The sequence below is a fragment of the Streptomyces bambusae genome (assembly GCF_019400985.1).
GTDB classification, from domain to species: domain Bacteria; phylum Actinomycetota; class Actinomycetes; order Streptomycetales; family Streptomycetaceae; genus Streptomyces; species Streptomyces bambusae_A.
In genome coordinates, this window is record NZ_WTFF01000088.1 from 1 (window position 1) to 24,534 (window position 24,534).

Below are 24,534 nucleotides of genomic sequence, written 5' to 3' on the forward strand. Positions count from 1 at the left end.
CCGACACGCCGTGCCCGGGCGCCGCTCCGGGCGCCGGTCCGGGCGCCGCTCCGGCCGGCTGAGCAGCGCCGTGGACGCGGCGCCCGGGCAGTGAACCCGGTGCCGGTGCCGCCCCGTTCACCCTGCCGGGAATCCCCCGCCCAGACCGTCCGACCGAGGAGATCAGGTGCCCGACAACCCCAATGACAACCTCAAGGTCTCGTCAGCGGTCCTCACGCGGACCCTCGACGGCCTTGAGGGGCATGTCCAGACGATGGAGCGGTCCTACGCGCAGTCCGAGGAGATCGCCACCGAGGTGTCGCGGACGATGGTGTCCACGGCCGGCACGAAGTTCGTCGCCAAGATCGAGAACTGGCAGCGCGGTTACCGCTCGGTGATGGCCGAGTACAAGGACCTCGTCGAGGCCGTCCACTACACCAGCAAGGTCATGACGGACACCGCCGGCGAGGCGGACTCCAACATGGACATGTGGACCAGCGACGTCTACGACATCCTCGGCAAGTGAGCCCGGCCCGCTCCCGTACGCCCCTGCCCCAGGCCGTCCCTCCCTCCCCCGTACGTAAGGAGTCCCCATGAGCGAAATGGACATGAGCATCCAGCACGCCGGGCTTACCCAGGCCAACGAGCGGATGCGCCAGGTCGCCGCGACCATGCACAACGCCCTCGAAGACCTGGTCAAGCAACTCGAAGCCGTCAAGAGCGAGTTCACCGGTGAGGCGGCCAAGGAGTTCGAGGAGTTCAAGCGGGCCGCCGGCATCCTGGACCAGCAGCTGTCGACGCAGTTCAACCAGGGCGCCGACCTCCTGGAGAACGCCCACGAGATCATCCGGAACGGCGACCGCAAGAGCGCCTACTTGTTCCAGCGCTGACCCACGCCGTCGACCCGCGCACCCGGACTCGGACCCCGGACCCCGGACCCCGGACCCGGTCCCGGACCCGGCCCAGGGCAGTCACCCGCGGGCCGGGTCTTCGCGTGCCGGGGGTGAACCACGGGGCGCGGGGCCGCCGTTCTTCCTGCCGAACGCCGAACACCGCAGGCCACGCCCCCACGCGACGGTAGGAGAGCTCCCATGGCGACCAAGCCCCCCAAGGACGACCCGAACGATCCCGACAAGGGCGACAAGGACTCGTTCGAGATCACCGAAGCGGTCCTGCTGGACTTCGCGAACAAGTTCGAGACCCTCCTGAAGGACATCGGGGAGAACCCGTCGCTCCAGAGCCTGACCCAGTGGGCCAACGGGAACCTCATCGGTGACGACGGCAAGCTCCTGCCGGGCAACGCGGGTCAGTTGTCGAGCGCCGGCCAGGTCCAGGCGGAGTTCCAGAACCTGTGCAAGCAGGTGACCACCGGGCTCAGCACCTTCCGCGGCGTCGCCGACAGCGGATTCCTCACACTCAAGACGATCAAGGTGATCCTCGACAACACGTCCGACGACGCCGTCAGCGTCACCGAGATGTGGGAGATCCTCAACTCGATCCAGCAGGGCGCCAAGACGCAGACCGGCGGGACGCCCACCCCGACCCCGACCGACAAGTAGTCAACAGCCCCGCCCTGCCGACAGGAGCCGCGCGATCATGGCCGTGAGCAAAAACTGGGAAGAAGCCCTCAAGGTCTTCATGAGTGACACCGGTTCGCTGGCGGACCGCAATGCGGTGGCCGGCGCGGGCTCGGCCGGCTGGGTCGTCCGGAACAGCCTGCGCATCGTCCAGAACGCGTCGTCGAACCAGGACTGGAGCAAGACGTTCGACTTCCACTGGAGCGGCTATGCCACGCTGACCACGGACTCGGGCGAGAACGTCGTTCCCCCCGTCTTCTACGTCGTGGGCTTCAACCTCGACTGGAAGAACGTCTTCGACAATATGTCATCCAAGTGGAATCTATGGTTCCACGATCCTGAGAAGGCCCTCACGCCGCTGGTGGCCTCACCGTACAAGAACGACGTGATCAACCCCGTGACGTTCGACCGTGCGGCGAACCAGGTCAAGGGGATCATCGACTGGTTCGACCACTGGGTGCCGGCCGTCAAGGGCTGGGCGGACTCGATCGAATCCGATGCGTCCGAGTGGAAGGGCAGCGCGGCCGGCGCGTTCCGGAAGTTCCTGAACGTGATCAACGTGGAGATGAGCAAGGTCAGGCTCGACCTCACGGCGCCGTACGACTACATCACTCTGCTCACCACGACCAAGGAGCAGCTCCAGAAGTCCACCCTGGGCATGTACAACGGGTTCGACACGTGGCGGCAGCTACCCCGGTCCAACGCGGTGAACCTGTTGCGCGAGGTGTTCAACGAGGTCATGACCGGTGCGCAGATCCAGGTCGGCTGGCAGCCCTACGCGGTGGGAGACACGTACGGCTACGACGCGGTCCTCCAGAAGATCGTCGACAGGGGCGGCTCCGACGTCACCAACGCGCACTGGATCGACGGGGTCGAAGGTGAGGCCAAGCAGCGCTGGCTGGGGAACCTGACCTCCTTGGACGAGGCGGCGAAGACGCACGTGAGCCTGCTGGACGATGCCTACCTCAAGCTCGCGGGCGCGCTGAAGGAGGGCGTCTACCAGCCCAGCATCACCATGCCGGGCGGCGGCACCGGCCCGGGCCCGAACGGCCCCACCACCAACCCCCTCAACGACCTCCTCAACAAGAACCCGGGCGACAAGAACCCCCTCGACGGGAAGGGCGGCCCCGGCGGGACGGGCGGTTCGAAGGACATGCCGAACCTGAAGCCGGGCGGGGGCTCCGGCGGCACGGGCGACAAGCCGCCGGGCGGCATTCCCGGCAACCCCGGCCCGGGGAAGACCGGGCCGGGCGGCCTCCCGGGCGGCCTCAACCCCGGTACCTCGCCGGGGACGGGCGGCGCCGGCGGCAACGTGCCGTTGCTCGACAAGAACGGCAAGCCGGTCCTCGGCCCGGACGGCAAGCCGGTGATGGTGCCGCCCGGTTCGCGGATCGGCAAGGACGGCAAGGTCTACGACGCCAAGGGCAACCCGGTCCTGGGTCCGAACGGCAAGCCGGTCGTGGCGCCGCCCGGCGGCAAGGTGGGCACGCAGCCCACGGACAACCAGCCTCCGGGTGGGCTGATCCCGGGGACCAACCCGTACGACCGGATCATGCTCCCGGAGGGAGCGAAGATCCTGGAGAACGGCACCGTGGTGGACGCGGGCGGCAAGCCGCTGCTCGACGCCAACGGCAACCCCTACGCGCTGCCGAAGGGGGCCACCGTCAAGGACGGCATCGTCGTCGATGCCGACGGCAAGCCCCTCAGCCGTACGAACCAGCTCCTGACGAACGCCGAGCACGCGATCGCCTCGCGTCCGCCCAGGCTCACCACCCAGTCAGGCGGGCTGCCGTTCGACTTCGCGTCCGGTGGCAGCAGGCTCCCCGGCCTCGACGGTCTCTCCTCGGGCAGCGGCGGCCTCGGCGGGGACGGCCCGAAGCTCAAGGGCAACGCGGCCACCGTCGGCGCGATGACGGGGATCAGCGAGCGCGCGGCCCAGAACCTCGGCTCCCTGGCGAACAGTCCGGCCGCCACGGCGGCCAACGCCGCCGGCCAGCAGCAGCGGGCGGACCTGGCGGCCCAGCAGCACGCGCAGCCCCCGATGATGCCGCCGATGAGCCCCGGCATGGGCGCCGGCGGTCAGCCGGGCCAGGGCAAGGACCGCCGGCGCACCACGTGGCTCACCGAGGACGAGGAGGTCTGGGGCACGGACACCGGCTCGGTCAGCGGGGTCATCGGCCGCTGACCGCCGGGTCCGCCCGGTCCCCCCGGCCATGCCCGGCCCGCACCGGCCCACCGTCCCCCACCCGTCCTCCCCCACCCGACCTCCCCCACCCGTCCCGCACCCCGTACGCACCCGAAAGGTGACCCATGAGTATCGACTTCGAGGGCAGGATCAAGGACGCCATGGCGGCGCTGTACGAGCAGCGCGACAAGATGCTCGCGGTCAGGCGCGACCTGGACGCGGCGACCGCCTCCGTCACGTCCAAGGACCGCATGGTGTCGGCCACGGTCGGCCCGCAGGGCCAGGTGGTCTCGCTGACCTTCCACACCAAGGCCTACCAGGCCATGGCTCCGGCCGAGCTGTCCGCCGCCCTGCTCACCGTGCTCAACGACGCCCGGGCCCGGATGGGCGCCCAGGTCATCGAGCGGATCAAGGGCTTCGACGGCTTCGGCGACCACGTGCGCGTCGTCACCGGCATGACCGGCATGCCCGATTCCCTGGAGGAACTCATGAAACCGCTGCGCGCGATGGGTTCCTCCTTCGGCCTGGACGAGGCGAAGGAGGAGGCGAAGGCGGCCAAGCAGGAGGAGTTCGTCGCCGCCGAGGCCGACGCCGCCCGCGAGAAGGCCGAACGGTCCGGAAAGCAGGACGAGTTCGCCGCCGAGCCGGAGAGCCGCATCCCCACGGGCAAGCAGGAGGAATTCAATGGCTGAGGAACTCCGGGTCCTCAGCGGCCTCAAGAACAAGTTCGCCCATTACGAGGATTACGAGCGCTGCCTGGCCGAACTCAACCGGTCGATCCTGGAGATCAACCGGATCAACAAGCTGTCGGGCGGCCAGGACCCCATCGGCAAGACCTACCACGAGCAGGTGGACAAGCCCACCGAGAACCTCACCCAGACCGTCGCGTACATCAGGAAGCGCCTGGGCTCGGTCGTGGAGGGCGGGAACGAGACGGTGAACACGATGAACAACGCGAACGAGGAGTCGGGGCAGGTCGTGGAAACCTTCTGAACCGTGGCGGCGGCTGCCTTCGTTCCTCCGGGCAGAGCCATCCGCCGCCCGACCGGAGGACCAGCGCACCGTGGCCATCAATCCGCCGAAGGAAATCGCCGACTTCCTCGGATTCGTGAGCGGCATGGAGTGGCCCCAGGCCGACGAGGACCTGATGCGGCGGGTCTCGGAGCACTACGCGTCGATCGCGAAGGACCTCAAGACCCTCTCCGGTTACGTCGTGGAGCTCATCCCGATCGTCAAGGGCGACTTCGACGGCGAAGCGGCGGACGCGTTCCTCGTGGCGATGAACGACCTGACGGGACAGACGGCGGGCGAGAACCAGCTGGAGCAGACGGCCGAGCTGGCCCGGCAGCTCTCCGAGGTGGCCCTGAAGGTCGCCAACCAGGTCGAGTACACGAAGATCATGGCGATCCTGCAGCTGGTGGAGCTGCTGGCGCAGATCATGTTCGCCACGATCTTCTCCCCCTTCACCTTCGGTGCGGTGTGGGGGCCCGTGTCGGTGATGTTCACCGCGACCCGCGAGGGTCTGAAGAACCTCTTCATGTGGCTGCTCAGCACGATCCTGAGCCAGACCTTCATCGGTATCACCGGCGGCATCTTCCGCGACGCGATCATCCAGATCCACCAGCTCAGCACGGGCCACACCACGAGCTGGAACACGGAGTCGATGATCGACTCCATCAAGCAGGGCGCGCTGACCGGTCTGGTCGGCGGCCCGCTGGAGGTCGTCTTCCACTACGGCGGCAAGCTGCTCGGCCGGCTTCTCGGCGGCAGCGATCCGGGCTCGATCCTCAGCCGCCGGGTGGACGACGCGCTGAGGAACAAGGCCGACGACAAGATCGACGACACGCTCGACAACAGCGTCAGGAACACCGCCGAGGACACCGCCAAGGGCATCCCGGACGCCGGACCCGGCGCCGGAGCCAAGGTGACCGACAAGCCGGACCTGCCGCCGAACACCCCGCGCAACGAGGTCCCGGACGGCACGCCGGCCCCGGTGCGTACGGAGGCCCCGGGCGATGTCGTCACCACGCCCCCGGCCGCCCGGCCGGACGCCCCCGCACCGGTCAAGGCGCAAGCGCCGGCCGTGCCCACCAAGGCGGTCGGCTCCGGCACGGAAGGGCTGGGCTCCCTCCTGGCCACCAAGAAGGCGCAGCAGGAGTTCGCCAAGGACGTCGGCAATCTGCTCGGCGGTGTCAGCCGTCAGCTGGAGACCGGCTTCCTGCGCTTCGGGGCGGGCACCATCGCGGGCTCGTTCGCCGACAAGATGGGCGAGGTCTTCGTCAAGCACCTGGCGGCCGAGGGTGCCGACGCGGCCCTCAAGGCGGAGATCCGGGCGGCCGGCCACGACTTCGCCGAGATGCTGACCCGCAAGTGGGTCCGGCTCGGCGCCGACCACAGCGACCTCTCCGAGTCCCTGACCAAGGCCCTCGGCAACCTCGGCCACGTCCAGCCGCTGAAGAACCTCGCGGACGCGATGCCGGACGTCTTCAACCGCTCCGAGCACAAGGGCTTCTTCCAGCGGGTCCTGTTCCAGGAGAACCCACTGCAGGGCAACCCCCTGTACCAGCTCGGCGGTGCCCTCGGGCAGACCCTGAACGAGGGCACCCACGAGATGCTCAGCGAGGGCTTCTACAACGTGGTCTTCGGCGACGGCACGTTCACGGTCAGCGGCGGGCCGTTCGCCTCGGGCGTGGTCATGAGCCTGCTCGGCAGTGGTCTGCACCGGATGTTCGAACCGATCGCGATCAAGTACCAGAACTGGGTCCTGAGCCACCAGCACGCAGACAACCCGGGCGACAGCAAGTACTTCGGCCTGTTCCACCCGATCAACATCGTCTCGTTCGTCTCGAACATGACCGGCAACCCCGCGCCGTGGCCGGTCCCCCGCCCCACCTCGCAAGCCCCGGACCCCAGCGTCACCGCCGAGATGAAGGCCATGATCAAGTGGGTCTTCTCCAACCCCTTCACCGGGAACTCGTTCTTCTCCGACGCACCCCACCGCACGGACGTCCCGACCGCAGACGCCCTGGACGACGTCATCGACGTCGCCACCGAGAGCGACAGCGGCAACAGGTTCGGCCTGCCGGAGGTCACCCCCGACCGGCCGTTCGGCGAGGAGTTCGCCGACCACCCGCTGTTCCGGACGGACGAGGTGCTCACCCGGCCGGCGTTCATGCCGACCGAGAGCGGCAGCAACCCGTTCACCACTGACGGTCCGGGGCAGCAGCCCGGGGACGGGACCGCGACCGCGCCGGGCGGGCCCGTTCTCCGTCCGGGCCCCGAGCTCACGGCCGGGGTCGTCACGCCGACGGTCACCCACACCCCGCTCACCGCCGTCGTCGAGTCGGCGTCGCCGACCCCCGGCACCACAGGTGCGGACATCGGCACCGGCGGCAGCGTCACCGACGGCGTGGACACCACCGTCGCGGCCGACGACAGCGACACGTCGGCCGCCGCCCCGACCGCGGGGGACCACACGTCCCTTCACGACGACTCCTCCGCCACCACCCCCGAGCAGCCGGACGGCCCTCCCCCGGGCGACGGCGACGGCGACGGCGACGACATGCCGCCCCACGGGCCGGACACGCCCGCCCTCGTCATCGACGCCGGCATCGCCGTCGGCGAGCTGAGCCCCGCCCAGGTCGCGGCCCTCCAGGCCCTTCCGCCCCGGCCCGGCGTATTCGTCGTCGGCATGCACACCGGCCCCGCCGGCGCCCCCGACCCCGCCACCACTCTCAAGGCCCTGATCAAGGCCAACGACGACGGCGCCCTCGACGGCATCACCCGGATTCAGTTCACCGCCTGCAGCCTGGCCGCGCCCATCAGCGAGGCCACCGTCAAGACCGTCATGAGCGGCCTGTGGAAACACCGCGCCGGCCCCACCGACCAGACCGGCCCCTCCACCCCCGACACCCTCACAGCCCTCGCCGCCAACGCCCCCGTCTGGTACATCCCCACCACCGACACCAGCAACGACACCACCACCGGGCACCTCGTCACCGCCCACCACATCGGCATCACCCCCGACGGCAGACCCACCATCCTCACCAACGGCGCCGCCTGGCACGAATACACCGACACCGGCGACACCCACCACACCCCCGCCCACACCAACACCCACCCGAACGACCTCCCCGACCACCCCCACACACCCATCCCCACCACCGAAACCGGCGCACCACACCCCCACGCCGTCAAGTTCGGCGACGACCCGGACGAGGACGGTCCGTTGTCGCGGGTGCTGCCCGAGGAGTCCTGGGCGATGCTGCTGGACAGCCCGGACGACCGGATGATCACGCTGCTCGGGAAGGTGCTGAACGGGCGGGACAGCGCCTGGCGAACCCTGGACCCCGACTCCTACCTGAGGCTGCGCGCCCTGATCGAGCGAAAAGAGACATCCGAGACGCCCGACGACGTCTTGGGAAGCCTCGAGGAGGCTTTCAGTTACTACGAGGATTCCGTGACCCCCGACACCGGGGACCAGATGCGGCTCGAAGCCATCGCGGAAACGGTGCAACTGCTGCAGTGCGTCGACGGGCTCCCTCCTTCGGTCGTCGCCGACGTTCGGATCGTGGCCCAGCGCCTCCTGCTGGACCACGGCTACCTCCCGGCGCTGCTCCCCGACGAGGGCTATAGCTCGGAGCACTGGCAGGACTCCAAGGGCGAGGGCCTCTCGTACCAACTGGCCCTCGGCATGGCGGCGTTCGTCCGCCGCACCGGCTGGCGGCCACAGGGGGCGGACGCGGCAGGCGGTCCGTTGTCGCGGGCGCTGCCGAAGGAGGCATGGCCGCGGCTGCTGGACAGCCCGGACGACCGGATGACCACGCTGCTCGGCCAGGTACTGAACGGAGAACACCGCTCCGGCGGCGACGACTGGCGCACGGTGAACGCCGACACCTACTTGACGCTGCGCGCCCGGATCGACGGGACCGAGCCGGCCGCGGAGGCCTTGGAGGGTGTGCGGAGGAAGGTGGACGCGCTCTTCGACACCTACCACCGGTCCGTGGACCGGGCCTCCGGGGAGCAGCAGCGGCTCCAGGCCGTCGCCCAGCTGGTCAAGGATCTCCAAAAGGTCGAGGGGCTCACGGCGTCGTCGGAGAGCGGGTACACGGCCGACGTCCGGTTCCTGGCGCAACGCCTCCTGCTCGATCAGGGCTACCTCCCGTCGCTGGCCGAGGACGCCGGCACCGCGAAGTTCTGGCGCCGCAGCACCGCGCGAGTCGCGGAGGAGCTGGCCATGGGCATGGCGCGGGTCATCCGCCTCGCGAACGAGCCGTCCTCACCGTCCTCCGGCCTCACCACGGCGAGCGGTGACGGAGCCGGCCCCACGGCCACCCCGGCCCTCCTCTCCACGGACGACCGTTCCGTCTCCACGGACGACCGTCCCGTCTCCACGGACCACCGTCCCGTCTCCACGGACGACCGGTCCGGCAGCGGCACTTCGGAGCCCGTCGAACCCGAGGTTCCGGACCCCGACGACTGGCGGGCCGAGCTCGACGGCCTCGGTACGCGTACGGACGGGGTGACCACCGCCTATCTGGTGCTGCCGAGCGCTGCGCACCAGGTGGCGGGCCGTTCCGACGCGTTCCTGCGGACCGGCGACAAGCCGTGGGCCACTCTGACCACTGAGCCTGCGTCGCACGACGGGCGGACGCTGCTGGAGGTGAGCATTCCAGAGGGCCACGCCGTCGACGTGGGTGACGGCCGGCTGCTGGTCGGCAAGGACAGCCTGACCGGCGTGACCGTCTCGCGGGTCGTCACCGGGAGCGGCGGGCTCCAGCCGTGGCACGCGCAGACCGAGGCCGACCTCGTGGGGCAGCCGCTGACCGTGCTGACGCGGCTGGGGCAGGCGTTGCAGGCCAACCCGGGCAAGGACGCGAACAGCCCGGTGGCGCGGCTGGCGTTGCGGATGACGTACGCGGAGGCCTCCCGCGAGGCCGAGCGGCCGCTGGGTGAGTACATCGCCGGCAACCAGGCCGTGCAGAGGCAGGTCCAGCGGCTGGTCCAGGCGATCTGGGATCGTGCGGATGAAGCCCAGCGCCGTTCGCTGGGCTACGACGAGAACTCCGGGAGCGGGTCCGTCGGCAAGAACCTCGCCGACCTGCAGCAGGTCGTCACGGAGGGGCACATCCGCGAGCAGATGTACATGCTCGGGGCCGCCGTGCACGGCGATGTCCTCAAGCAACTGCTGTCGTTCAAGAAGGCCACGCCGCAGATCCTGGACCAGGAATGGAAGCAACAGCACCCGGCCGAGCCCACCCAGCGCCGCGACGCGCTGCAGGGGAAGCTCGACGGGATGGCAGCGGGGGCCGATCGTGATGCCCTGGCAGCCGAGCTGAAGCCGATGACGTGGACCGAACTCCGTCCGGACGACGTGGTGCCGCCGCTCAGCCCCCGCGAGCGCCGTCATGCGCTGGACGAGGGCCGGCTGACGTGGGTTCCCGGCGAGAACCATCGTGCGGTCAAGATGGTGAGCTGGGGTCAGGCGCTGGCACAGGTGTCCGGAGGCCTGATGAGCGCCGGCACGTCCAACACGACGTACTTCATGCTCGAAGCGATCCGCCTGATGGAGAAGAGGTGGGGCGTGGAGGTCGACTATCAGCTGGTGCGGCTGGCGCTGATGGCCGACATGCTCCCGGTCCACCACCACTCGTTCCACGAGATCATGCGGGCGGCCGATGCCTTCGGACGGGACGTCCTGAAGAAGGACACACTTGACTACGTCGACAACTGGAGCAGGTTCCGCTCGCTGCCGCCCCTGACCGAGAGCGAACTCCGCTCGGTCATGCCCGGAGGGAGGTTCCCGGACGAGATCGCCCTCGGGCTGGAGGCCCATGAGCGGGTGCCGGACTCCGTCGGTGTCCTGCGGCAGGACCAGAACCCGAGGCTCACCGGGCGGCGCCTGTCGCAGATGCTGCCCCCGGATTCCTGGCCGATGCTGCTCAAGGACGGTGCCGACCCCGAAGGCCGGCTGACCCCGCTGATCCGCGAGGTGCTCGACCGGCAGCCGAGCCCCACCCGTGACTGGCGCCGGCTCAACGCCGACTCGTACCTGGAACTGCGCCGCCGGATCGAGGGCGCAGAGCCGCCTGCGGAGCCCGACGGCCCCGAGCCCTGGCTGCCCGACGAGGACGAGCCGGAGCCGGACACCGTCCGCGAGGGCCTCGACGCGATCTTCGACCGCTACTACGAGAACGTCGCCCAGGCATCCGGGGACCCGCAACGCCTCGCGGCCGTGGCCGACGTCGTCCAGCAGCTCCAGCAGTTCGAGGCACTGCAGCCGTGGTCGTCCGAGACCGGCATCACGGCCCACGTCCGGATCCTGGCCCAGCGCTTCCTGCTGGACCAGGGCCACACCCCTGCGCTGCTGCCCGACGCCGGCCACACCCGGGAGTTCTGGCAGCGGTCCGCGGATCAGATCGCGGCCGACCTGGTCACGGGCATGGAGGCGTTCGCCCGGCTGCGGCCGGTCCGGGACGAATACACCGACACCGAGCGGGTGGACGAGATCGCCGAGGCGATCACCCGGTCCCGGCAGGAGAACGGCACCCACCACATCGTCGATCCGGGCACCGACACCGCCGAGGCGGTCAAGCTCCGGGACACCGTCGGCCGGTTCCCGCGGGACGACCGGTTCTTCACCCTGGCCGGGCACATCGTCGCCACCGACGGCGCCCCCACCTGGCGCGGCCGCCGGGTCTCGCCCGCCGAACTCGCCGCCGTCCTGTACCGCCTGGCCGGGAACGGCGTCTGGGACACCGCCAAGCCGCTGCAGTTCGCCGCGTGCGACCTCGGCCGCGGCCTGGAAGGGTCCTACGCCGCGAACACCCTGCGGGAGCTGCGCAGGCTGCTGCCCGAGCTGCCGCTGACGGCCTTCGCACCGCAGTCCACGCTGTGGTTCGTACCGAAGGTGACCGGGCCGTTCACCACCGACCCCACCGGGCCGGGCCACACCGTCGCCGCGCACAAGGTCGGCTGGGACGCCAGTGGCAGGCCCCGGCTCGCACCGGACCACTGGGTCCGGCTGTCCCTGCCCGTCGGGGAAGGCGCCGTGGTCGAGGCCACGGTCCTCGACGCCCACATGCCGCCGGACGGCACCCTGCCGGCCGACGCCGTCCCGACCACGGTCTCGGCCCCCGACGGCTACCTCGCTTCCCGACTCGCCGGCACCGGCCCCCTTCCGGACGCCGTGCCGTTCGGCGAGAACGGCAACGGGGAAGGCCCCTCGAACCGGCCGGCACCGCCCGGCAACGGGGAAGGCCCCTCGTCGCAGCCAACACCGCCCGGCAACGGCGAGGGCTCCTCGTCGCAGCCGGCACCGGTCGCGGCCCCCCAGGCCACGGCTGCGCCCACCGCCGACGCCCCCGACCCGACGCCCCAGGTCCCCTGGTACGTCGCGGACGGGGCGCTCGGCGACGGCTACGTCACGTCCGTGCACGCCTGGGCCGACGCCGACAAGCAGCAGTGGCTGGCCACCACCGAGCGGTCACTGGGCGAGCGCGGCCTGGGCGCGAAGACCGTCACGAAGATCATGAGCTGGCTGGGTCCGACGGTCACCGGCGACGACCCGAAGGCCTGGCAGCAGTTCCTGCAGAACGGCCTGGTCTTCCGGGCCGAGGGCAAGCGCGTGACCCTGACCGCCTGGCCGGAGAACCTGCGCCACCATGGACCGCAGCCGAAGGAGGAGCTGGCCGGCTTCGCCTCGCGCAACCAGCCGGTCAGCAACCGCACGGTGGCCTCGGGCAGCAACAGCTCGGCCGGCGCCACGGTGGACTTCGCCGTCAAGCTGGTGGACGCGGGCGCCCTGACCGGCGTGATCCCGTCCGTCAAGCTGACGGCGGGCACCACGACCGGCGCGTCCCGGACGGCCACGGTGGACACCCAGGGTGCCGGCCGGACGGTCGTCAAGGAGATGATCGAGTTCGACGGGGACGTGGACGTCACCGTCCGCGTCGAGGGCAGGGACCCGTTCACCTTCCGCGCTGCGGACCGGCTGCGCATGGCCTTCCCGGAGGCTTCCGTACCGGCGGACGGGACCGCCTGGACCGGCCCCCGGCCCGTGGTGAACCCCAACGGCCTGAAGGCGGTGCTCTCCACGGTCAACGCGGTCGCGCCGCGGCAGGTCGTGGCGGATCTCGCCGGCCATCTGGCGGCGGCGAAGGTCGCGCCGGAGGTGGCCGCGAAGTTCCTGAACGAGGTCACCGAGGACCTCCTGAACGAGAAGACGCTCAAGGACAGCAACCAGTGGTGGACCAGCGGCAGCTGGACGTCGAAGGTGTTCACCGCCGACGGCCGCCCGGGCAGCCGCTCGCTCGCCGGCCACTTCCAGGTCGGCGCCCGGCTGACCAGCCTCGAACGCAAGGGTGACACCCGCGGCGAGCTGCGGGTGCGGGAGGACTTCTCGGACTCGTTCGGCGTGAAGTCGAGCAGCAGGCACAGCGGCAAGGCGGGCATCACCGTGACCACGTCCGCGCTGGTCTCCCTGAGCCCGTACGTGCTCGTGCCGAGCGTGGACCTCGCGGTCAACACCGCCCGCGCCCACAACCTCGACGCGGGCGGCTCGGACAAGACCAAGCAGAAGCTCAAGTTCGCGAGCGAGACGCAGGCCGACTACCGCGCCGAGGCCGACTTCAGGGTGGAGTTCACCTCCCTGTCGAAGCACCCGATCCCGCCGTTCGAGTCCCGGCTGGTGCTGGCCGTGGGCGTACCGGCCTCGCAGGCCTCCCGGTTCGAGGAACTCGTGCTGGGCCCCTCGGACGCGGCCGGCCCGATGCCTCCCGCACCACCGCCGAACCCTGCCGACGCGGGCGGCCAGGCACCCGCCCCGGCCCCCGCGTCCCGCTTCCGGGCCGCGACGCTGGCCGTCCGCAGCCTGTTGCGCATGGCCCGCCAGGAGCCGGCCGCCAACTTCGACGTCGGCGTGCAGCGCCCGTTCCCGAGCGGCGGAATGCCCAGCGCCCTGGGCCTGCTCAAGATCGCCAGGCGGCAGCCGATCGAGGTCGCCGTCCCGCAGGGCCGCATACCCCACGGTGACGCCTGGAACCGGCTGCGGGAGCGCCCCGAGGTGACGTTCGTCGACGACCGGGACTCCTACTCGTTCACGGCCCCGCGGCCCGGGCCCGGCACCCCCGAGCCGGTCTTCCGCTACTTCGCGGACGGCCAGGGCACCGTCACCGCCGCCCAGCGGCTCGTCGCCACCGGCTTCACGGGGCTGTTCGGCCCGCTGAACAAGGCCCACGAAGGAGGCATCACCGAGCTGACCGCGTTCCTCGGCTCGCACCCCGAGGTCTCGCTGGTGGTCCTGGAGGACCCGCAGTTCACCCTCGACCACCCCGAGGCGGCCGGAGACCTGCAGGACCTGGCCGGCCACCCCCAGGTCTCCCCGCATGCCCGGGGCGGCCCGCACCGCACGACGATGGCCACCGCCATCACCGCCGACGGCACGATCGAGGTGCCCGGTACCCTGCGCCACCCGGTGGAGCAGGCGACCCTCAACCTCGCCGCCGCCACCGTCCGGACGCCACCGCATTTCTCCCGTTCGCACGAGCCCCCGCGGATACAGGGACGCGGCCTGGCGGAACTGGAGGACTTCGCCACCCGCTACGGCCCGGTCGAGCTGCAGATCAGCCCGCAGTACGCGCAGGCGCAGCAACTGGCGGAGATGTTCCGGCAGGACGACCGCGTCCGCCTGCTGGACGCGACGGGCACGCGCGAAGCCCCGTACCCGCCGGAGAGCTCGACCGCGCCGGCCCGCCCGGAGCCGCCGGCCACGTACCTGATGGTGGTCGACAAGGACGGCGCCCTCCTCGGCCCGTTCCCCAGGCGGGAGTTCCCGGTCGACCCCCGTGAACCGCTGTCCCTGGCCTCGCGCAAGGGTCTCGGCCCGGGCCTGGTCGGCGAGCTGCCCGGTGCCGAGAAGGTGCTGCCCGCGGCGCGCGACTGGCTGGACGCGCACCTGACGGCGGCCGGCCTGAAGAAGCAGCTCGACGAGGAGCACTACGGCCGGTTCCAGCGGGACCTGGCGGCCGCCTTCGGTACGCCGGGCATGCGGGCGCGCTTCGGCAAGCTGACGGGTTCCGGTGTGCCGGTCACCCTCCAGGCCGGCGACCACGAGATCCGGCTGCACCTGCGCACCGAGCTCAAGGAGCTGCGCGGCACGTCCGAGGAGGGCGACGTCTCGCTGGGCCGCTCCGCGCAGCGCAGCACCAACTACGGTGTCGGCCAGGGCGACCAGGTCTCGTTCTCGGTCAGCGGCGGCACCACGCTGCGGGTCGGCACGGGCGGCGGGGTCCGCGTCGAAGTGCCCGGTGTCAAGGTCACCGGCGGTGCCTCGCTCTCGAACGTCAAGGAGTCCGTGAGCTCCACGGTCAAGTCGTCCCACGGCGAGGAGTCCACCGGCACACACACCGCGTTCACGTACGCCGCCGTCCACCATCTGACCGCCACCGTCCACGACGGGAACGGCAACCTGGTGTCCGGGACCTCGCTGGAGTTCGGCGGGGACGACACCTCCGCCGTGGTGCGCGTGAGCAACGAACACCTGGCGACCGCGCCGCACGACCCGGCGCAGCTGATGACCGTGGGCACCACGACGGTCTTCGACGGCCCCGACGAGCCGGGCTGGGTGGGCGACGGCCAGGGGCAGAGCACGGAGTTCGCCCTTCCGGCCTCCGGCCTCGGCGGGGTGCACACGGAGTTCCTGGGCACCAAGGAGCTCAGTGCGGCCACGGCCGCGTTCGTGGCCCGGCGCGGCGGCAGCACCCCGCCGCCGACCGGCCTCGACACCGCGTTCGGCGAGCTTTCGGGCGACGCGGTCGGTGCGCTGCGCCAGGGACTCACCCCGGAGATCGAGGAGATCTTCACTCCGAACTTCCTGCAGTCCGAGTTCGAGCAGCTCACCGGCCCGGACGGGGCGGTGTTCCCGCTCCCGCCGAAGCCCGGCGGCCACCCGCAGGCGCTCGTGGTCAAGCTGAAGCTGGCCGGACCGGCGTACGAGACGTCCGGTACGGGGACCAGCCTGTCGCACAGCACCGAGACCGGTACGAAGGCCGGCACGGCCGACACCTCGTCGCGGAGCATCGGCGGCACGTTCAGCGGCGGTTTCCACGCCAGGCTCACGGCCGACAGCCGTGGTGCGTCGCTCGCCGCGAGCGGTTCGGTGGAGGGCACCCGGACGTTCACGGACGGGTCCACCCGGGTGTCGAACAGCACCGTGTCGTCCACGCTGACGTACAAGGGCACGAGCCACCGCTTCCGTGCCGATGCCTACTTCGAGATCACCCATCACACATGGGCGCCCCCCGGGAAGTCCACGGCAGTCTCCGACACGGCGACCCTGTACGCGAAGGTGACCGGCGGCGTGGAGCTGGCCGTTGCGGACCGGCAGGCCCGTGACCTGGGCCTGCCGCTCCCGGCCGCGGCGGGCCCCGGCCCCGACGCCGGGCCCCACCCGGAGCGCTCGTACGTCAACGACCACCTGGCGAACGCCGTTTCCCACGTGGAGAAGCTGGACGCCGACCAGGTGCTGCCGGCGATCAGGCGGACGCTGCACGACCTGAAAGTGATCCCCGACGCCCTGCGCACCACTCCGACGGACCTCGACCGGAGCCTCGCCGCGGTCTTCTCCCCGGAGTCGCTGCGCGCCAACTTCGCGAACCTCAGGACCACATCGGTACGGCAGCTCCTCAAGCTCCGGGCGCCGGGGGGCGGTACCCGTCTGATCGGCATCCGGGCCACCGCCGAGGTGGGCGGCGCGACGTACGTACGGCCGCGGGGCGACGTCGTCATGGCCGTCGGTGATTCGGCCACCACCTCCTCCGGCACCTCTTCCGGCACCTCCGACAAGATCGGCTGGCAGGCCGGCGTCGCCGTCAAGGGGGGCTCCCCCGCCGGCGGCGGGCCGCGCGGTGGTGTGAAGTTCGGCGGCGGTGCGGAGACCACCTCGGGGCGGACCGCGACCGGGACCGCCCATGTGAAGGACCAGCACGGCCTGGAGATCACCGGGGAGGCGCACGAATTCTCGCACCCGGTGCGCTACAAGGTGGACGTCTTCGATGCCGGCGAGCCGCACCAGCTGGTGCGGCTGGCAGGCGCGGCGCTGACCGCCCCGGCGCAGCTGATCGACTGGGCCACGGACGGCCGGGCGGGCCGGTGGTTCTCGCAGGAGTGGGGGTCCGAGTGGGACACGCTCTTCCCCTCGGGACACGAGCCGAAGCGGCAGCTCGACGTCCCCGGCGGCCAGGTCCGGCTGCTGGTGCCCGACCATCTGACGTGGGAGGGTCCGGGCACCCGCACCGGGGCCGTCCCGGTGGCCGGCCGCGTCCGCCCCGACGGTCCGGCCCCGGTCCCGGAGCCGGTCCGGAAGCTGACCGAGGACCTTGCCCCGGCCATGCAGGCCCTGGCGATGCCCGGACTGGACCGGGTGCTGCCGTGGCTGTCGGCGGCGGCGTCGCTGCCGCACCGGGTGGCGGCGCAGGACACGACGCCGCCGCAGCGGCGGGACCTCGCCCCGACCACCCTGGCGGGTCTGCGGACGGACGTACTGACGACCGAGCGGAACCTGCGAGCCAACATCGGCGCGCTGCTCGGCGCCGGGTACCCGGTGCCGGTGGCCGGCGGCAGGACGGTCACCGTACGGCTGGTGGTGCACCGGGCCCGGCACCTGACCGCCGCCGAGTTCGACACCGGGGTCGAGACGGGGGTCACCGAGCGGGAGAAGGAGAGGGAGCGGGAGGAGGGCTCCGGGGCGTGGTCCGGTTCGGTCACCCCGGACTTCGGCAGCGGCCCGGCGAACGCCCATGCGCCGGTGTCGTTCGGCGGTGAGCGGGGCGGCAACGGCAGTACCTCGCAGGGCGAGACGGTCGACGAGCGGGAGAAGAAGAAGGGGGTTCAGCACTACTACGAGGCCGATGTGACGTGGGTGCTCACCGGGAGCGACGGGACCACGGCGGAGGTCAAGGCCGACGGTGGCCTGATCGGCCTGATGCACGAGTCGTTCGTGGACAAGCTTGCGGAGACCCACCGCGGCCTGTTCGCCCCGAAGCCCGCCCCCGTCCCGACGATCGAGGTGACCTCGCCCGACGGCGAGGACGGGCCGCAGCAGCCGCCACAGCCGCAGCCGCAGCCGCAGCCGCACGAGGCTCCGGAACCGCCGACGGCTCCGGCGCGGCCGGTCGTGCCGGTCGTGCCGGTCGTGCCCTACGAGGTGACCCGGTACGAGCGGGGCGGTACGACCGCGCCCGGCTTCCGGGAGCAGCAGGCGCGCATCGAGGTGTCCGAGGACGTGGACCAGTACGAACTCGTGCTGAACGGCGGCCTGCCCAAGGACGCCGCGTCCTTCCCGCTCTACCGGCCCGTCCGGCCGGTGCACACGGTGGACCGGCCCACCCTCACGGTGTCCGGTGACAGCGGCTTCGCGCTGCCCCGGCACGACGGCCGGTCCCGGCAGTTCTACGCCACCCCTGAGGCCGTCCGGCAGGCCCGGGCCGCCCTGGCGGCGGCAGGCGGCACGTTCGCACTGACGGTGGACGACACCTCCTACGTCCGCTTCGGCGGGACCGGCACGGAGCACACCCTGCACCGGGTCACCGTCGAGGGCAGCGGCTCCGGCGCCTCCGGACCCGTCGTCCTGGCCGGCGATCCCCAGGGCCACCACCTGACGCTGCGCCACGACTCCCGCGCCCGGCAGCGGGAGGCGGACATGCGGGAGGCGGTGGAGGCCAATCTCCGGCACTACGGCGACCAGCTCCCGAAGCTCGTGCAGCAGCTCCAGCAGCAGGAGCCCGACTCCGGCCGCACGCAGCTCGCCCGGGCCATGGCCGACCTCCACCGAGCACGCACGGACCTGGCCGCCCCGGACGGCGGTCCGGCTGAGCACGCCCGGCTCGAACAGGCCGAGGCGGCCGCCCTCGCGGCGGCGCTCCGCGCGCTGGCCGCCTGCGCAGGGGACGAGTACGGCACCGCCGACGAGGACTGGTACGTCCACCTCGGCCCGGGTGCCTTCCTCACCCTGCCCACCGTGGACTGGTCGGCCTGAACCGGGCCCGGCGGTCCGTACGTTCTCCCGGGAGCGTAGGGACCGCCGCGCCGCCCGACCCCCAAGGACAGGACCTCGCCATGACCGATCCGACCGATCCGGCCGATCCGGAGTTCCGGCTCGCCGCCGTCTTCGACCACGTGGACCCGGAGACCGGGCCCGGTTTCGCCGTCGACCACCCGGCGGTCGAGGACCCGGAGCTGCTGGGCCTGCTGGTCGAGCGCCTGAACGCGGGTACGCCCGTACTGATGACGCCGATGCTCATGGACGACGTACTGGACCCCGGGCGGCGTTCGCAGGTGCCGATGAACTTCCGGACGGACGGCTGCTGGGTGTGGACCGACACGGTCACGTACTACCTGGAGCAGTACGCCCTCGCCCCGGATCCCGGCCTGCTCGCGCACCTGAGCAGCCCGCACTACGAGACTCCGGGGCTCCTGGACCCGGAGGTCGTCGAGCGGGTGGTCGCCTTCGTGCTCACTCCGGCGCCGGGGGGCGAAGCGGTCCATGTGCTGAGCTGACCGGCCCCGGTGAACCGGGGGCCACTGCCGGTCCGTTCGAACCGGTTGCGGGTGTACCGCGATGACCGAGGGGAAACACCGTGGACAACAACGAACAGCGGCACGGGACGACCGCCGGCGGGGCGCCGGCGGCCATCGCCCTGCCTGCGGTCGACTGGCAGACGGCCGGTGCGCAGCCGGCGGCCTCCGGCTCCACGCGCCCGTCCCCAACCCCGCCCGCACAGGTCGCGGAGCCGGCGGCCGGTGCGCCGCGGCCCGGGCCCGATGCCCAGGCCGAGCCCGCGACGGTCCCGGTCGGCGGGGCCGTGGCATCGGTCCCCGGGGACAGCAACGCCGAAACCGACGCCGAAACCGACGCCGAAACGGACGCCGGCGCAGGCACCGGCACCGGCACCGGCACCGGCACCGGCACCGATGAGAGTCCGCAGGCCCGTGCCACGGCCGACTGCGCCGCGCAGGCCGGGTCCCCGGAGACGGCCCCGGACACAGCGGCGGACGCCCTGGCGGCGGCCGCGGTCGTCGCTCCCCCGGTCGCGCGCCGGAGCCTGCGCCCGGGGAAGCGGATACCGAAGCCGATGATCGCGGCGGCGGCCACCTCGGGCGTGGTGCTCATGGGCGTGCCCCTGCTGCTCTCGCAGCTCGGAGGCGACTCCGCCCCCGGACGGGTCCCGCCCCGCCCCGCGGGCTACAACCAGCCCGACGGCGCCCCCGAGGGCTTCGTCCCGGGAGCCGACGCACCGGACAAGGGGTCCCTGCTGCCCGGCGTCGCCGCCCCGGGGGCGGTCGCGAACGCACCCGGTCAGGGCACCTCGAACACCCCCGTGGTCAACACCGGCACCGGCGCGGGCGCCGGCGCGGGCCAGGGCGGCGCCCCCGGCGGCAACCCGGTGTCCGGCCCCGGCGACGCACCCGGTTCCGGCTCCGGCTCCGGGCAGGGCACCGGGCAGGTCCCCGCCCCCGGCTCGCCCGGCACCGCGCCCGGCCAGAACCAGCAGCAGTCCGGCCCCGGCCCGCAGCCCGGCTCGTCCTCCTCCCCCGCGAAGGAGTACACCGCCGTCGCCGGCCCGGGCTGCGCGGGCGAGGGCACCGGCTTCAGCCGCAACGGCTGGTACACCGACGGCAAGGAGGGCTGGAAGCAGTACGGCACCGGCGGCTACGGCAGCAGCGGCTGCAACGGTGACTTCTTCGCCATGCCGATGTCCGGCAGCAGCAGCAAGGACGCGGGCAACTCCATGCTGTGGACCTTCCGTACCGGCGCCGTCACCGCCGGCACCTGCCGGGTCTCCGTGCACATTCCGAACAGCGGCGACATCAAGGCCGTCGGCGGCAAGCCGTCGTACTACACCGTGCACGCCGGCTCCTCGGGCGGCAGTCCCTTCCTCGGGTCCTTCACCGTCAACCAGCCCTCCCAGCTGGGCCGCTGGGTCGGCGCGGGCAGCTTCCGGATCACCGGCGGCCAGCTGGCCGTGAAGCTGCACGACCGGGGCCAGGACTGGTCGGGGTCGACGAAGACCTACGCCCACCACGGGGGCGACGCGGTCCGCGTCGAGTGCTCCTCCTCCTGAACCGCCCGTCAACACCCCGGCCACCACCGGCCCACGACGAAGGGAACCATCAGGCATGTCGCGCCATGTGCTGACCGTGTGCGCGCAAGCGCAGAGCGGCGGCGGCTCGTCCGGCTCCGGCGGGCCGAACAGCCCGTTCCGCACCATCGGAGCGGCGCTGGAGGCGGCGCGCAGCGGCGCGGTGATCTCGGTACGGCCGGGCCGGTACGAGGAGAACCTGGTCATCACCAAGCTGGTGACGATCACCGCCGAGGACCCGCGGGGCACCGTACGGGTCGTTCCCCGCAAGGGCACGGTGGTCCAGGTGGTGGCCGAGGCGGTGCAGCTGACCGGTCTGGTGCTGCAGGGCCAGGACGAGGAGCTGCCGGCGGTGGACGTGCCGCGCGGTCAGGCGGCGCTCCAGGACTGCGAGGTGGTGGGCAACGCCTGGACGGCCGTGCTCACCCGCCGGCAGGGCTCGTTGGCGATGCGCGGCTGCCGGGTGACCAACCCCGGCGGGGCGGGCATCGTGGAGACCTCCACCGGCACCAGCGTGATCGAGGACTGTGTCGTGGAGCACCTGGGCACCTCGGCGGTGGTCATCGGTGAGCGCGCCGATCCGACGTTCCGCAACTGTGTGCTGCGCGACGCCCGCGGCAACGGCGTGGTCGCCAACGGTGAGGGCCGCGGGGTGATCGAGGGCTGTGAGATATCCGCCACCGACAAGCCCGCCATCGCCCTGGAGCAGAACAGCGTGACCCGGGTTGTGCGCACGTCCGTACGGGACTGTCTGCTGGGCGTGTACATCAGCTCGGCGGACCGGGTGGTGCTGGAGGAGTGCTCGGTGACCGGCACCAAGGTGCACGGCATCGCGCTGGCCGAGGGCACCGATCCGGTGCTGCGCCGCTGCCGTACGTCCCGGACGAGGGGCAACGGCATCCATGTCACCGGCCGTTCCCGGGGCACGTTCGAGGAGTGCGAGGTCAGCGCGGCCGAGGGCAGCGGCATCTGGGTGGAGGAGACCTCGGGGCCGTCGTTCAGCAGGTGTTCGGTCCGGGACGCCAAGGAGGCGGGGGTCCAGCTGACCGGGGACAGCTCGCCGGACTTCGACCGGCTGGAGGTGCGGGACGGCTCCGGGGCGGGGGTGCGCGTCGTGGAGGGCGCGAACCCGATGCTGCGGCGGGTGACCGTGTCGGACGTGCGCGGGTTCGGCGTGGAGGTGACCCGCAACGGGCGGGGCCGGCTGGAGGGTTCGGAGATATACGGCACCGGCCAGGCCGGCATCCGGATCGCCGACGGCGGCAACACGTACGTCGGCAACACCACGGTGCGGGACACCGGTACGGCCGCGGTCTCGGTCGGTGGCGGCGGTGTGGCCACGCTGCGGGACTGCGACGTGGCCGAGTCCCCGCAGGAGGGGGTGCTGGTCGAGGACGGCGGTGAGCTGACCGCCACCCGCACCCGGGCCCGGTCGTGCCGGCGGCACGGCTTCCGGATCGCGGCCGGTGGCCGGGCCACGCTCAGCCGGTGCGAGGCCGTCGACAACACGGCGGACGGCATCCGGATCGACTCCACCGAGGCGGTGCGGGTGCACGACTGCACGGTCTCCGGGAACCGGGGTTCGGGGCTGCGGCAGTCGAAGCCCTCGGCACGGCTGGCGGTCGAGAACCTGACCAGTGTGGAGAACGCGTACCCGGACGCGCACGGAGAGGTCGGCGCCGGCGCCCCCGGTGGCGCCTCCCGTGCGGGCGGCGGGTCTGCCGCGGACGGCTCGGACGGCGGCGGAGGAGCCCTTTCCGGTGCGGAGTCCGGGGCCGTCGGGCCGTCGGGGCAGGCGGCGCGCCCGGGCCCGCCCGAGCCGGCGGGCCCGCTGGAGGCCCTGCAGGCGCTGGTCGGCCTGGACGGGGTGAAGGAGCAGGTCGCCACCCTGGTCAACCTCAACAAGCTCGCCCGGCGGCGCGAGTTGGCGGGAATGCCGGCGCTGCCCATGAGCCGCCATCTGATCTTCGCGGGCCCGCCCGGCACCGGCAAGACGACGGTGGCCCGGCTGTACGGCTCGATCCTCGCCGAGCTGGACGTCCTGCCGTCGGGGCATCTGGTCGAGGTGGCGCGGGCGGATCTGGTGGCGTCGGTCATCGGCGGTACGGCGATCAAGACGACCGAGGTGTTCCAGCAGGCCTTGGGCGGTGTGCTGTTCATCGACGAGGCGTACACGCTCTCCCAGGGCAGCGGCGGTACCGGACCGGACTTCGGCCGGGAGGCCATCGACACGCTGGTCAAGCTGATGGAGGACCACCGCGACGAGGTCGTGGTGATCGTGGCCGGCTATTCGGAGGAGATGCAGGGCTTCCTGGATTCCAACCCCGGCCTCGCGTCCCGGTTCAGCCGGACGGTGGAGTTCGAGAACTACGCGGACGAGGAGCTGACGACGATCGTGGCGATGGCCGCGGCCTCGCACGGCTACCAGCTCGCCGACGGCACCCGCGAGGCGCTGAAGCTGCACTTCGAGACCGTGCACAAGGGCGCCGACTTCGGCAACGGCCGGGCCGCGCGCAAGGTGTTCGAGGAGATGGTCGACCGGCAGGCGTCACGACTGGCCGCGCTCCCGGAGATCGGCAACGCGGACCTGGCGCTGCTGACGCCCGAGGACGTCGGGCCGACGGCCGCCGCCGCGGCGGCGGCGGCCGCGGCCGCGGCTGCTGGTGCTCCGGCCGGGCGGAGGACGGAACTGCTGGACGAGCTGCGCGGGATGATCGGCCTGCCGGCCGCCAAGGAGCAGGTCGAGGACCTGGTCAACCTGATCAGGCAGGTGAACCGGCGCAAGGAGGCCGGGCTGCCGACCGCCACGATCAGCCACCACCTGGTGTTCTCGGGCCCGCCCGGTACGGGCAAGACGACGGTGGCCCGGCTCTACGGACAGCTCCTCGCCGAGCTGGGCGTACTGCCCGGCGGCCAGCTGATCGAGACCGCCCGGGCCGATCTCGTGGGCCGGTTCGTGGGCCACACCGCGCAGCTGACGAAGGAGGCGTTCGACAAGGCGCGCGGCGGTGTGCTGTTCATCGACGAGGCCTACACGCTGACCCCGCGCGGCGGTACGGGCAACGACTTCGGCCAGGAGGCCGTCGAGACCCTGATGAAGCTGATGGAGGACCACCGCGACGAGGTCGTCGTCATCGTCGCCGGCTACGCCGACGAGATGCAGGGCTTCCTGGACTCCAACCCCGGTCTGGCGTCCCGGTTCTCGCGGTCGGTGTCGTTCGGGCACTACGCGGACGACGAGCTGGTGCGGATCGTGGAGCTGCTGGCGGACAAGTCCGGCTACGTGTGCCCGCCGGAGACCCTGTCGGCGCTCGGGGAGATGTTCGGCGCAGTGCCGCGCGACCGGAACTTCGGCAACGGCCGCTTCGCCCGGCAGACGCTGGAGTCGATGATCACCCGGCAGGCGGGGCGGCTCGGCAAGCTGGACATCGACGACGTGGCCGAGCTCAGCCTGCTGCTTCCGCAGGACATCCCCCGCGACCGGGCGCCGGGAGCCGCCGTATGACCCCGGGCGGGCGGGGCGGCGCTGCGCTGACGGTGGCACCGACGGCGGCGCTGAGGGCTGTGCTGACGGCTGCGCTGACAGCGGCGCTGGTCTGCGGAGCGCCGGCGGTGGGACCGGCGGCCGCGTCCCCGGCACCGGCCGCACCCGGGC

General features: G+C 71.9%; 10 protein-coding genes. All 10 read left to right on the plus strand.

Annotated features, from left to right (window positions below):
- Window positions 1–166: 166 nt before the first annotated feature.
- Entirely contained in the window at window positions 167–505 is a 339-nt protein-coding gene (locus GPJ59_RS14720) for a hypothetical protein (protein WP_219667569.1), read from the plus strand.
- Window positions 506–572: 67 nt separating this feature from the next.
- Window positions 573–869, plus strand: coding sequence for a WXG100 family type VII secretion target (locus GPJ59_RS14725; protein WP_219667570.1), 297 nt, complete (start codon window positions 573–575; stop codon window positions 867–869).
- A gap of 201 nt (window positions 870–1,070) precedes the next feature.
- Window positions 1,071–1,538: a hypothetical protein gene (locus GPJ59_RS14730; protein WP_219667571.1), complete on the plus strand. Its 468-nt coding sequence runs from the start codon at window positions 1,071–1,073 to the stop codon at window positions 1,536–1,538.
- 37 nt (window positions 1,539–1,575) lie between these two features.
- Window positions 1,576–3,741, plus strand: coding sequence for a hypothetical protein (locus GPJ59_RS38505; RefSeq protein ID WP_219667572.1), 2,166 nt, complete (start codon window positions 1,576–1,578; stop codon window positions 3,739–3,741).
- A 125-nt stretch (window positions 3,742–3,866) separates the two neighbouring features.
- Window positions 3,867–4,433 (plus strand): YbaB/EbfC family nucleoid-associated protein, encoded by a 567-nt coding sequence (locus tag GPJ59_RS14740; protein WP_219667573.1) that lies wholly within the window; start codon window positions 3,867–3,869, stop codon window positions 4,431–4,433.
- Window positions 4,426–4,734 (plus strand): hypothetical protein, encoded by a 309-nt coding sequence (locus GPJ59_RS14745; RefSeq protein ID WP_219667574.1) that lies wholly within the window; start codon window positions 4,426–4,428, stop codon window positions 4,732–4,734. The genes GPJ59_RS14740 and GPJ59_RS14745 overlap by 8 nt, the downstream gene beginning before the upstream one ends.
- A 70-nt stretch (window positions 4,735–4,804) precedes the next feature.
- Window positions 4,805–18,775: a WXG100-like domain-containing protein gene (locus tag GPJ59_RS14750; protein WP_219667575.1), complete on the plus strand. Its 13,971-nt coding sequence runs from the start codon at window positions 4,805–4,807 to the stop codon at window positions 18,773–18,775.
- 80 nt (window positions 18,776–18,855) lie between these two features.
- Window positions 18,856–19,296, plus strand: a complete 441-nt coding sequence (locus GPJ59_RS14755) for a hypothetical protein (protein ID WP_219667576.1) — start codon at window positions 18,856–18,858, stop codon at window positions 19,294–19,296.
- Window positions 19,297–19,376: 80 nt separating this feature from the next.
- On the plus strand, window positions 19,377–20,861 hold the full coding sequence (locus GPJ59_RS14760) for a hypothetical protein (RefSeq protein ID WP_219667577.1): 1,485 nt from the start codon (window positions 19,377–19,379) through the stop codon (window positions 20,859–20,861).
- A gap of 55 nt (window positions 20,862–20,916) precedes the next feature.
- Complete coding sequence (locus GPJ59_RS14765) at window positions 20,917–24,384, plus strand: right-handed parallel beta-helix repeat-containing protein (RefSeq protein WP_219667578.1); 3,468 nt, start codon at window positions 20,917–20,919, stop codon at window positions 24,382–24,384.
- Window positions 24,385–24,534 lie beyond the last annotated feature (150 nt).

Bases quoted from the DNA above. Each gene is read 5' to 3' on its own strand.
- GPJ59_RS14725 (WP_219667570.1), top strand. From the start codon at position 573: ATGAGCGAAATGGACATGAGCATCCAGCACGCCGGGCTTACCCAGGCC.
- GPJ59_RS14730 (WP_219667571.1), top strand. From the start codon at position 1,071: ATGGCGACCAAGCCCCCCAAGGACGACCCGAACGATCCCGACAAGGGC.
- GPJ59_RS38505 (WP_219667572.1), top strand. From the start codon at position 1,576: ATGGCCGTGAGCAAAAACTGGGAAGAAGCCCTCAAGGTCTTCATGAGT.
- GPJ59_RS14740 (WP_219667573.1), top strand. From the start codon at position 3,867: ATGAGTATCGACTTCGAGGGCAGGATCAAGGACGCCATGGCGGCGCTG.
- GPJ59_RS14745 (WP_219667574.1), top strand. From the start codon at position 4,426: ATGGCTGAGGAACTCCGGGTCCTCAGCGGCCTCAAGAACAAGTTCGCC.
- GPJ59_RS14755 (WP_219667576.1), top strand. From the start codon at position 18,856: ATGACCGATCCGACCGATCCGGCCGATCCGGAGTTCCGGCTCGCCGCC.
- GPJ59_RS14765 (WP_219667578.1), top strand. From the start codon at position 20,917: ATGTCGCGCCATGTGCTGACCGTGTGCGCGCAAGCGCAGAGCGGCGGC.